The 10719-nt window shown below is 69.0% G+C and carries 10 protein-coding genes; all 10 read right to left on the bottom strand.

Annotated features, from left to right (window positions below; all coding sequences use genetic code 11):
* Positions 1-387: 387 nt before the first annotated feature.
* Positions 388-1314, bottom strand: a complete 927-nt coding sequence (locus B3E91_RS05745; protein ID WP_273230403.1) for an ABC transporter permease — start codon at positions 1312-1314, stop codon at positions 388-390.
* A gap of 40 nt (positions 1315-1354) precedes the next feature.
* The gene (locus B3E91_RS05740; protein ID WP_287028676.1) at positions 1355-2452 is read right to left on the bottom strand and encodes an ABC transporter permease; all 1098 of its coding nucleotides are present in this window, start codon (positions 2450-2452) and stop codon (positions 1355-1357) included.
* Positions 2453-2464: 12 nt separating this feature from the next.
* Positions 2465-4006 (bottom strand): ABC transporter ATP-binding protein, encoded by a 1542-nt coding sequence (locus tag B3E91_RS05735; protein WP_287028675.1) that lies wholly within the window; start codon positions 4004-4006, stop codon positions 2465-2467.
* Positions 4007-4242: 236 nt separating this feature from the next.
* The gene (locus tag B3E91_RS05730; RefSeq protein WP_282340811.1) at positions 4243-4710 is read right to left on the bottom strand and encodes a nucleoside deaminase; all 468 of its coding nucleotides are present in this window, start codon (positions 4708-4710) and stop codon (positions 4243-4245) included.
* Position 4711: 1 nt separating this feature from the next.
* Positions 4712-5479: an ABC transporter permease gene (locus B3E91_RS05725; protein ID WP_287028674.1), complete on the bottom strand. Its 768-nt coding sequence runs from the start codon at positions 5477-5479 to the stop codon at positions 4712-4714.
* A gap of 1 nt (position 5480) precedes the next feature.
* Complete coding sequence (locus tag B3E91_RS05720; RefSeq protein WP_287028673.1) at positions 5481-6278, bottom strand: ABC transporter ATP-binding protein; 798 nt, start codon at positions 6276-6278, stop codon at positions 5481-5483.
* Positions 6275-7264, bottom strand: a complete 990-nt coding sequence (locus B3E91_RS05715; protein ID WP_287028672.1) for an ABC transporter substrate-binding protein — start codon at positions 7262-7264, stop codon at positions 6275-6277. The genes B3E91_RS05720 and B3E91_RS05715 overlap by 4 nt, the downstream gene beginning before the upstream one ends.
* A 31-nt stretch (positions 7265-7295) precedes the next feature.
* Entirely contained in the window at positions 7296-8054 is a 759-nt protein-coding gene (locus tag B3E91_RS05710) for an alpha/beta fold hydrolase (RefSeq protein ID WP_287028671.1), read from the bottom strand.
* Entirely contained in the window at positions 8047-9018 is a 972-nt protein-coding gene (locus tag B3E91_RS05705) for an isopenicillin N synthase family dioxygenase (RefSeq protein WP_287028670.1), read from the bottom strand. Before B3E91_RS05705 ends, B3E91_RS05710 begins: the two co-directional genes overlap by 8 nt.
* Before the next feature lie 490 nt (positions 9019-9508).
* Positions 9509-10459 (bottom strand): LysR family transcriptional regulator, encoded by a 951-nt coding sequence (locus tag B3E91_RS05700; RefSeq protein WP_090225423.1) that lies wholly within the window; start codon positions 10457-10459, stop codon positions 9509-9511.
* Positions 10460-10719: the final 260 nt, after the last annotated feature.

Below are 10719 nucleotides of genomic sequence, written 5' to 3'. Positions count from 1 at the left end.
GCCCCGGAGGTTGGATCGAGGCGCGCAGCGCGAGACGGCTCGACCCACCCTACATTGGCGTCGTAAATCCGTAGGGTGCGCCGCGCGCACCGGCAGACCGGCGAAGGTGCGCATGGCGCACCCTACGGCCGGCCCGGAGGTTGGATCGAGGCACGCAGCGCGAGACGGCTCGAGCCACCTTACATTGGTGTAGGAAATCCGTAGGGTGCGCCGCGCGCACCGGCAGACCGGCGAAGGTGCGCATGGCGCACCCTACGGCCGGTCCCGGAGGTTGGATCGAGGCGCGCAGCGCGAGACCGCAGCTCGACCCACCCTACATTGGCGTCGGAAATCCGTAGGGTGCGCCGCGCGCACCGGCAGAACGTGGAGGTGGTGTGTGCGCTGCGGTCAGTGCCCGGCTTTCCACGGCTGGCCGAGGGACACCGGCGCGTACAGGCGGGTCTTGATCGCGTCGCGGGAGAGCACCACCAGCACCACGATGGTCGCCACGTAGGGCAGCATCGCCAGCAGGTTGCCGGGGATCGCCAGGCCGATGCCCTGGGCTACCAGGTGGAGGATGCTGGCCAGGCCGAACAGCCAGGCGCCGAGCACCACGCGGAACACCCGCCAGCTGGCGAACACCACCAGCGCCAGGGCGATCCAGCCGCGTCCGGCGGTCATGTTCTCCGCCCACATCGGCGTGTAGGCGAGGGACATGTAGCCGCCGGCGAGGCCGGCCATGGCACCGCCGAACATCACCGCCAGGGTGCGCACGCGCAACACCGGCAGGCCCATGGCGCTGGCCGCGTTGGGGTTTTCGCCGACCGCCTGGATGATCAGGCCGACGCGGCTCTTGAGGATCACCCAGGCGACCAGGGCGAACAGCACGAACGACAGGTAGACCAGCAGGTCCTGGCCGAACAGCATGCGGCCCAGCAGCGGGATTTCGCTGAGCAGCGGGATGGCGATCGGCTCGAAGCCGGCCAGGGGCTTGCCGACCCAGGCGGCGCCGATGAACGACGACAGGCCGACGCCGAAGATGGTCAGCGCCAGGCCAGTGGCGACCTGGTTCGACGACAGGCCGAGGGCGACGAAGGCGAACAGGAGCGAGAGCAGTACGCCCGCCAGGCAGGCGCACAGCACGCCGAGCCAGAGGCTGCCGCTGGAGAAGGCGACGATGAAGCCGATCACCGCGCCGAACAGCATCATGCCTTCCTGGCCGAGGTTGAGTACGCCGCTCTTCTCGCACACCAGCTCGCCGAGGGCGACCAGCAGCAGCGGCGTTCCGGTGCGCACCATGGCGTAGAAGATATTGGTCAGCAGGTCGATGTCCATGGTTACTCCGCGAATTCGTAAGGGGCGACGGGCAGGCGCATCACGCGGCGGCCTTCTGCAGCGCCGCGCGCTTGGCCCATTTCAGCTTCAGCCGTGGGCGGTAGAGGATCAGCACGTCGCAGGCGAGCAGGAAGAACAGCACCATGCCCTGGAACAGCTGGGTGATCGATTGCGGCAGGTTGGCGGCCATCTGAGCGTTCTCTCCGCCGAGGTAGAGCAGGGCCATCAGCAGGCCGGCGAAGAGGATGCCGATCGGGTTCAGGCGTCCGAGGAAGGCCACCGTGATCGCCGCGTAGCCGTAGCCCGGCGACACCTGTGGCACCAGTTGGCCGATCGGCCCGGTGACCTCGCCGACCCCGGCCAGGCCGGCCAGGCCGCCGCTGATCAGCAGCGCCAGCCAGACCAGCCGGCGCTCGCGGAAACCGACGAAGCCGGCGGCGCGCTTGTCCAGGCCGAGCACCTTGATCTGGAAGCCGACGAAGCTCTTCTGCAGCAGCACCCACACCGCCACCAGCGCCAGCAGGGCGAAGTAGAGGCCGGCGTGGACGCGGCCGTCCTCGAACACCGCCGGCAGCCGGCTGGCATCGCCGAAGGTCGCCGATTCCGGGAAGTTGAAGCCGGCCGGGTCCTTCAGCGGTCCGTGCACGAAGAACAGCAGCAGGTTCAGGGCGATGTAGTTGAGCATGATGGTGGTGAGGATTTCGTTGGCGTTGAAGCGCGTCCGCAGCCAGGCGGCCAGGCCGCCCCAGGCCGCGCCGGCGAGCGTGCCGGCGGCGAGCACCAGGGTCAGCGCCCAGCGGCTTTCCCAGTCGATGATGTGCACCGCCAGCGCGCTGCCGGCGAGGGCGCCGATCAGCAACTGGCCTTCGGCGCCGATGTTCCAGATGCGCGCCTGGTAGGCCACCGCCAGGCCGAGCGCGCAGAGCAGGATCGGCAGCGCCTTCACCAGCAGCTCGGAGACGCCGTAGAAGTCGGAGACCGGGTCGATCAGCAGCACCTTGAAGGTTTCCAGCGGCGGATGGCCGAGGATGGCGAACAGCAGGGCGCCGCTGGCCAGGGTCAGCACGCCGGCGAGCAGCGGCGACAGCCAGAGCATGGCGCGGGACTGGCGACCGCGAGGTTCTAGGGATAGCAACATGGGTCGGTCTCGTCAGGCGTGGGTTACGGGTTCGAATTCGCCGGCCATCCAGCGGCCGACTTCCACCGGCGTGGTCTGCGCGGTTTCGGCCAGCGGCGACAGGCGACCGCTGCACAGCGCACCGATGCGGTCGCTGATCTGGAACAGTTCGTCGAGGTCTTCGGAGATCACCAGGATCGCCACGCCGGCATCGCGCAGGGCGATCAGCGCGCGGTGGATCGCCGCTGCGGCGCCGACGTCGACGCCCCAGGTCGGGTGCGCCGCCACCAGCAGCTTCGGCTGCTGGAGGATTTCCCGGCCGAGGATGAATTTCTGCAGGTTGCCGCCGGACAGGCTGCGCGCGGTGGTGTGGGCGTCCGGGGTCTTCACCGCGTAGTCGGCGATGATCCTGTCGGCGAAGGCCATCACCTTGCCGTGGTTGATCATCCCGGCGCGGGTCAGGCCCATCTGGAAGCCGGTGAGCAGGGCGTTGTCGGCCAGGCTCATGTCCGGCACCGCGCCGTGGCCGAGGCGTTCGGCGGGGACGAAGGTCAGGCCGAGCTGGCGGCGCGCGTCGGGGTAGAGGTTGGCCACCGGCTGGTTGTCCAGGGTGATGCGCTCGCGTTCGGCGGAGGGCAGGCGCACCTCGCCGGAGAGCAGCGCCAGCAGTTCGTCCTGGCCGTTGCCGGCGACCCCGGCGATGCCGACGATCTCACCGCTGCGCACTTCCAGGCGGCATTGCGCCAGGGAGGTGCCGAACGGGTCGGCGTTGTGCCAGTTGAGGTCGTCGACGCGCAGGCGGGTGAGGCCGCCGTGGACCTTCGGGTAGCTCGCTTCCAGGCCTTCCGCCGCGCCGACCATCAGCCGCGCCAGGTCCATGTCCGAGCATTCCGTCGGCACGCAGTGGCCGGACACCTTGCCGCCGCGCAGCACGGTGGCGCTCTGGCAGAGCGCGCGCACTTCGCCGAGCTTGTGGCTGATGAAGAGGATGCTGCAGCCCTCCGCCGCCAGGTGGCGCAGGGTGACGAACAGCTCGTCGGCCTCCTGCGGGGTGAGCACCGAGGTCGGCTCGTCGAGGATCAGCAGCTTGATGTCCTGCATCAGACAGCGGACGATTTCCACCCGCTGGCGTTCGCCGATCGACAGGCTGTGCACCAGGCGGTGCGGCTCCAGGGCCATGCCGTAGCGCTGCGACACCTCGCGGATGCGCGGCTCCAGCTGCTTCGGCGTGCCGGCCGCGGCGCCCATCGCCAGGGCGATGTTCTCCGCCACGCTGAGCGTCTCGAACAGCGAGAAATGCTGGAACACCATGCCGATGCCGAGCCCGCGCGCCTGCGCCGGATCGCGCATCTTCAGCGGTTCGCCATGCCAGATGATCTCGCCCTCGTCCGGCTGGGTGACGCCGTAGATGATCTTCATCAGCGTGCTCTTGCCGGCGCCGTTCTCGCCCAGCAACGCGCGGATCTCGCCGGGCTGGATGCTCAGCTCGACGCGGTCGTTGGCCACGGTGCCGGGGTAGCGTTTGGTGATGCCACGCATCTGCAGGCGCGGGGTGGAAGCGGTGTCGAAGGACATGGCGTATCCAATGGGAAGCGGGATGGGCTTGTCGAAAGCAAAAACCTGGCCAGTGGGTCAAGTTTTGTCAAAAGGCCAGCAGAACGGTGCTCGGCGCACGCTTCTGCGGCGTCCGGCAAGCTTGGCCGGGAAGCCAGGCGGCTTTTCAGTGCAATAAGAAGGCCGACGCGAAGGTCGGCCATATGATAAGTCGTCGCACCATTGCGGAGCGAGACGTCGTCTTTCGGTGCGGCCGATCACCACACGCCGTCGTGCAGCTCCGCGCCCTCTTCCTCGAGCAGTGGGCCGATCACCTCGACCTTGCGCTGGCCGGCGTCGAACACCACGCGGCATGGCAGGTCCAGCGTCGGATTTTCCGGGTGGTTGCCGGTGATGCGTTTCAGGCGCGCTTCGGAGAGGCCGTAGACGACCCGTCCCAGGCCCGCCCAGTAGGCCGCGCCGGCGCACATCGCGCAGGGTTCTGCGGAGGTGTACATGCTGCAGTTGGCGAGGAATTCCGGGCTGTAGGTGGTGCTCGCGCGGGTCATCAGCACGCGTTCGGCGTGGCCGGTCATGTCATGGTCGGGCAGGTAGGCGTTGCCCTGTTCCATCAGCACCTTGCCATCGGCGTCGACCAGGATCGCGCCGAAGGGGTGGGTGCCGTTCTCGTGGGCGCGACGGGCGACGTCGAAGCTTTTGCGCAGCAGGGTTTCGTGATCGGTCATGTCATGGGCTCTTCTTGGGCAGGCTCCAGGCGAACAGCAGGCGCTGCGCGAGGCCGACCAGCTGGAACAGGATCAGGCTGATCAGCACCAGCATCATCAGCGCGGCGAACGCCTGCGGGACCTGGAACAACGAGGTGGAGAAGTTGATGAAGTAGCCCAGGCCGTTCTCCGCGGCGACGAATTCGGCGACCACCGCACCGATCACCGCCAGGGTGATGGAGATGCGCAGGGCGGCGAAGATGTGCGGGATGGCGTAGGGCAGGCGGATGTTGCGGTATTCGCGCAGGCGGCTGGCGCCGAGCGACTGCGACAGTTCGATGAGCTCGGCCGGTGTCGCCTGCAGGCCGGTGACGGTGGACACCACGATCGGGAAGAAGGCGATCAGGAAGGTGATGAACACCCGTGGCAGGTCGCTGGCGCCGAGCACCACGACGATGATCGGCGCCACCGCCACGATAGGCGTGGACTGCACCACCACCAGCAGCGGATAGAGCGTGCGCGACAGCGCCTTCGACGCTGACAGCGCGATCGCCAGCGGAATCCCGACCAGGATCGACAGCCCGTAGCCGAGCAGGCTGACCTTCAGCGTGGCGCCGATGTGCCCGGCCCAGGTGCCCGGCGCGACCTTGCCGGCGGCAGCGGCGATGGCGCTGGGCGAGGGCAGCACGAAGCCGGGAATGGCGAACAGCCGGCAGGCGGCTTCCCAGAGCGCGAGCAGGGCGATGAAGGCGCACAGCGGGGCGAGCCCGTCCTTCCAGCGTGCGCTCATCCTAGAGCCCGACGACACGCGAGAAGACCTGTCGGCGGATGTGGTTGGCGAGCTCATGGAAGCGCGGCTCCGTCAGGGTTTCCAGGGACCGCGGGCGCGGCAGGTCGACCTCGATGATCTCGCGCACTCGCCCCGGTCGCGCCGACATCACCAGGATGCGGTCGGCCAGCAGCAGCGCCTCGGGAATCGAGTGGGTGATGAACAGCACGGTCTTCGGCCGCTGCGTCCAGATGTTCAGCAGCTCCAGGCTCATCTCGTCGCGAGTCAGCGCGTCGAGTGCCGAGAACGGCTCGTCCATCAGCAGGATTTCCGGATCGTGCAGCAGCGCCCGGGCGATCGCCGCGCGCTGCTGCATGCCGCCGGACAGCTCGTCCGGGCGTTTGTCGGCGAACTCGGCGAGGCCGACCATCTGCAGCAACTCGCCGGCACGCTGGCGCTCCTGCGGCGTCACCCGGCCGTACTTGTGCTTCATCGGGAAGGTGACGTTGTCGGCGATGCTCAGCCAGGGCAGCAGCGTCGGCTTCTGGAACACGATGCCGATCTCCTCGCGCGGGCCGTTCACCGGCAGGCCGTAGATCTGCACCTGCCCGGAAGTCGGCCTGACCAGCCCGGCGAGCACCCGCAGCAGCGTGCTCTTGCCGCACCCGGACGGGCCGATGACGGCGACGAACTCGTGCCGGCCGATGCTGAAATCGACATCCTCCAGGGCCACCACCCGGCTGCCGTCGGAGGCCGGGAAGACCTGGCCGACGTGCTCGAAGCGCAGGCTCGGGCGGGCGTCCGCGGGCGTTTCGCTCACTTGGAGAAGCGCCCGTCGATGGCGCTGGCCGGGTCGAGGGTATCCAGCGGCAGGTTCTGCGACTTGGCCACCCACTCCCAGGTGGTGTTGAGCAGCGTGCTGTCGAAGGTCTTCTTGCCGAGCTTCTCGCTGACCGGGTTGTCGATCAGCGGCAGCGACGCGCGGTACTGGGCTTCGGCCTGCGCCTCGTCGATTTCCGGGACCATGGCCTTGAGCGCGGCCGCGGCGGCGGCCGGGTCGGCGACAGCCATGTCCTCGGCCTTCTGATAGGCGCGGACGAAGCGCTCGGCGACGTCCAGGTGGGCGTCGACGAAGCGTTTGGAGCCCATCAGCGACAGGCCGTAGCCGTCGAAGCCGTAGTCCGACCAGGGCAGCACGCGCAGCTTCTTGCCGGTTTCGGCGAGGGCCTTCTCGAAGCCCGGCGCCACGGTCACCCAGTTCAGCGTGGCCTGCACCTTGCCGGTGGCGAGCATGGCGGTCATCGCGCCCGGGTCGACCTTGAGCAGGGGGATGGCGTCGGCGGCGATGCCGTTGTTGGAGAGCACCAGCGGCCAGGTCACGTTGGAGGCGGAGAAGGTCGGCGTGGCGACCTGCTTGCCGACCAGGTCCTTGATACTGGCGATGCCGCTGTCCTCGGTGGTGAATACCGCATCCGGCTGGCGCGTGTAGATCGGCGCCAGCGCCACCACCGGCACTTCGCCCTGGGCGCGCGCCTGCAGCAGGGCCGGCAGGCTGGCGGAGCCGAAGTCGGCGCTGCCGGTGGCCAGCTTGGTGACCACGTCGCTGCCGCCACGGGCGCTGCCGATTTCCACCTCGAGGCCTTCGGCGGCGAACAGGCCCTTCTGCACGCCGAGGTAGATCGCGGCCTTGTCGCCGGCCGGCAGCCAGTCGTTCAACCAGCGCACCTTGTCGGCGGCCTGGGAGGTGCCGGCGAAGGCGAACAGGCCGGCGGCGAGCAGCGCGGCTTTGAGCGGGGAGAGCGTCATGGGGGTGAACTCCTGGAGGAAGAACGGTAGGTCATGCAAGAAACGAATCGGTTTGCGCGAAGAAGCCCAGCAGCGCGCTGGCCAGGTGGTCCGGCGCGGCCAGCTGCGGGACGTGCCCGCAGGCCAGGCTGACCACCTGGGCGCCGGGCACCTGTTGCTGCATGCGCCGTTGCGCGGCGAGCGTCACCGAGCGGTCGGCGCGCGCTTCGATGTACAGACGCGGCAGCCGGCCGAAGCGTTCCGCGCTCCACTGCACGCTGGCCTGGCGACCGCCGTCGGGCTGCATCACCAGGCGTTCGGCGGCGCGCCGGGCGGCTTCGGCCGGCGCGTCGTGGAAGAAGACTTCCCGCGCGGCCTGCGGCGGCACCCAGCTGCCGCCTTCGACCGTTTGCAGGTACGGGCCGATGCCGGCGACGTCCTGGCCCTCCGCACTCAGCTGCGCGCAGAGTTCGGCGAAGCCCAGGCCGCTGGGCAGCATCATCCCGGCTACGAAGCTGACGCTGGCGATGCGCTCCGGCGCCGCTTCGCCCACCGCGGTGGCCGTCAGCCCGCCGCCGGAATGCGCCACCAGGTGCACCTTGCCGTCCAGCGCGGCGATCAGCGCGAGGATCTGTGCGCGATAGCCTTCCAGGGTGACCTCGCCGGGCGCCACGGCATCGGCGCCGTTGCCGATCAGGTCCGGCGCATGCGGCCGGTAGCCGGCGTCGCGAAGGGTCGGCAGCAGGCCGTCCCAGACCCAGCCGCCGGCCCAGGCGCCGTGGATCAGGACGACGTGAGCGCACTCAGGCATAGGTGCGCCGGTACATCTCGCGCAGGTGTTCCTCGACGGTCACCGCCGGGTAGCGCGGCGGCTCGTCGGAGCCGGGCAGGCACTCCACCAGGTGGTCGGGGTTGCCGCTGTAGAAGAACGGGATCGAGTAGCGCTCGCCGCCGCTGGTGTTGATCACCCGGTGCAGCGTCGAGTGGTAACGGTCGTTGGTCCAGCGCGCGATCATGTCGCCCAGGTTGATCACGTAGGCGCCCGGCACCGGCGTGCCGGACAGCCATTCGCCGTTGACCTTGTCCCAGACCTGCAAGCCGCCGCTGCCGTCCTGCAGCAGCAGGGTCAGCCCGCCGAAGTCGCTGTGCGCGCCGCAGCCCTTCTCGCCGGGCGCGGCATTGGCCGGCTGCGGCGGGTAGTGCAGCAGGCGCAGGGTGGTCAGCGGGTCGCGGCAGTAGTCGTCGAAATGCGTGTGCGGCAACCCCAGCGACAGCGCCATCAGGCCCATCAACCGCTGCGCCAGGTCGCTCACCGCCTCGAGGTAGCGCAGGTTCACCTCGCGGAATTCCGGCAGCGCCTGCGGCCACTGGTTGGGCCCGTGGTTGAAGCGCCCGGCCTGCACGGCGGGATGTTCCGCACCCAGCTCCGGGCCCATGTAGAAGCCTTCCTTCAGGTCCGGCGGAGTGCCGGCCTCCAGCACCTGGCCGCGCAAGGGCTCGTAGCCGCGGTTGGCGCTGGAGTTGGCCTTGTGCAGCGCCAGCTTGTCCGCCTCCGGCAGGGCGAAGAACTGCCGCGACTGCTCGAACATCGCCGCCTGCAACGCCGGGTCGATGCCGTGTCCGACGACGTAGAAGAAGCCCTTGTCGCGGCACGCGCTGCCGATCTCGGCGGCGATTTCGGCCAGGCGCCGCGGGTCGCCGGATTCGGCGCCGGAGAGGTCGATGATGGGCAGGCTGGTGGCGGGCAGGTCGCGGGCGTTGAGTGAGGTGGGCATGCGCTATCTCCAAGGTTGGCCCGAGCATACGGCGCGCCCGCTGATGCTCCCAAGAAGAGAATTACGCCTGCCCCGATGCCAAAACGGCATCGGCCATCGCCATCCTGCACGAGAGCGCTCCGTAGGGTGGATCACCCTCCGCCGATCCACCGGACGGTGTTTCGGTGGATGAAAAAAGCGTCATCCACCCTTCGTGCTCAGGGAGGGTAAGGACACGGCTCGCAGCCTTCCGGCCCTCTCCCCCGGCCCCTCTCCCATGAATGGGAGAGGGGAGCGGTTCCGTAGGGTGGATCACGCTCCACCGATCCACCGGACGCTGCGGTGGATGAAAAAGCATCATCTACCCTTCGTGCTCAGGGAGGGTAAGGACGCGGCTCGCAGCCTTCCGGCCCTCTCCCCCGGCCCCTCTCCCATGAATGGGAGAGGGGAGCGGTTCCGTAGGGTGGATCACGCTCCACCGATCCACCGGGCGGTGTTGCGGTGGCGGAAGTCAGCCGCGTTGCGCCTCGATTTCCTGCGCCTCGGCCCGTTCGAGCTGAGCGATCTCCTCGCCCAGGGCGCGGACGAAGGCGTCCACCGCCACCGGCAGGTAGCGGCCGCTGCGCACGTAGACGCCGAGGTCGCTGAACACGCCGCCGTTGTCGTTCAGCGGCAGGTGCTGGAGCAGGCCGCTGTGGCGGTCGGCCTCGACGCCGATGCGGGTCTGGAACGCCACGCCCATGCCGCGCCGCACCAGCTGCCGCGACAGTTCGACCGAGTTCGACTCGATCACCGGGCGCAGGCGCTGGGCGTGGCGGGCGAGGATCGGTTTGAGCAGGTGATGGATCGACAGCTCGCTCTTGGCCAGGATCAGCGTGTGCTCGGCGCAGGTGGCGAAGCTGACGTCCTTGCGTCCGGCCAGCGGGTGCGCGGCATCCACCAGCGCGCCGAGGCGGAAATGGCCCACCGCCATCTGGTTGAGGTCGGTGGTGCGCGGCAGGGCGAAGGCCAGGCCGATGTCCGCCGCGCCACTGATCACCGCCTCGGGAATCGCCGTGGAGCCGAGCGTGGTGACGCCGACGGTGACCCGTGGGTAGCGCTCGCGCAGGCGCATCAGCAGGTTCGGCAGCAGGTCGACGGTCGGCCCTTCCACCGTGGCGATCTCCACGTGGCCGGTGCGCAGCCCCTGCATGGCGTCGAGTTCGGAGCGCGCGCGCTCGGCGTCCTGCAGCACCAGCTTGACGTGGCGGGCCAGGGTTTCGCCGGCGCTGGTCAGTTGCAGGCCGCCGGGCAGCCGGTCGAACAGCGGCACGCCGAGCTCGTGTTCGAGCTTGAGGATCTGCCGGTTGACCGCCGAGGAGGCGACGTTCAGCTGGCGCGCCGCCTCGCGGATTGAGCGCGAGCGGCAGACCATGTCGAAGTAGTACACGGCGGGGGAATGGATGCGCAGCGGACGACTCATGGCAACTCCGGAAAACGGGGTGAAGGGTGGGGCGCTGCAGTCCTTGCCGGGCCTGCTTTCCAGGCGGTTGTCCGCAGACTTACCCACAGGTTCGCGGCTGGCGGGGATCGCCTCTGCGGCAGCCTGCCACGGCAGCTGCGAAAAACCCGCATGGCGCCGCTGTCAAGCAGGAAAAACCAATAAAGTCAGTGGGTTGTACTGTCGCACCCCAAGCCGTTGGCGATTTTTTGAGCAGCGCCGGCGAAGCCCCGCGAGGCGCG

The organism is Pseudomonas sp. UBA6310, from assembly GCF_002438225.1.
Lineage (GTDB): Bacteria > Pseudomonadota > Gammaproteobacteria > Pseudomonadales > Pseudomonadaceae > Pseudomonas_O > Pseudomonas_O kuykendallii.
This window is presented reverse-complemented; position numbering and strand designations above follow the sequence as displayed.

Bases quoted from the DNA above. Each gene is read 5' to 3' on its own strand.
- B3E91_RS05745 (WP_273230403.1), bottom strand. From the start codon at position 1,314: ATGGACATCGACCTGCTGACCAATATCTTCTACGCCATGGTGCGCACC.
- B3E91_RS05710 (WP_287028671.1), bottom strand. From the start codon at position 8,054: ATGCCTGAGTGCGCTCACGTCGTCCTGATCCACGGCGCCTGGGCCGGC.
- B3E91_RS05730 (WP_282340811.1), bottom strand. From the start codon at position 4,710: ATGACCGATCACGAAACCCTGCTGCGCAAAAGCTTCGACGTCGCCCGT.
- B3E91_RS05735 (WP_287028675.1), bottom strand. From the start codon at position 4,006: ATGTCCTTCGACACCGCTTCCACCCCGCGCCTGCAGATGCGTGGCATC.
- B3E91_RS05715 (WP_287028672.1), bottom strand. From the start codon at position 7,264: ATGACGCTCTCCCCGCTCAAAGCCGCGCTGCTCGCCGCCGGCCTGTTC.
- B3E91_RS05705 (WP_287028670.1), bottom strand. From the start codon at position 9,018: ATGCCCACCTCACTCAACGCCCGCGACCTGCCCGCCACCAGCCTGCCC.
- B3E91_RS05700 (WP_090225423.1), bottom strand. From the start codon at position 10,459: ATGAGTCGTCCGCTGCGCATCCATTCCCCCGCCGTGTACTACTTCGAC.
- B3E91_RS05740 (WP_287028676.1), bottom strand. From the start codon at position 2,452: ATGTTGCTATCCCTAGAACCTCGCGGTCGCCAGTCCCGCGCCATGCTC.
- B3E91_RS05725 (WP_287028674.1), bottom strand. From the start codon at position 5,479: ATGAGCGCACGCTGGAAGGACGGGCTCGCCCCGCTGTGCGCCTTCATC.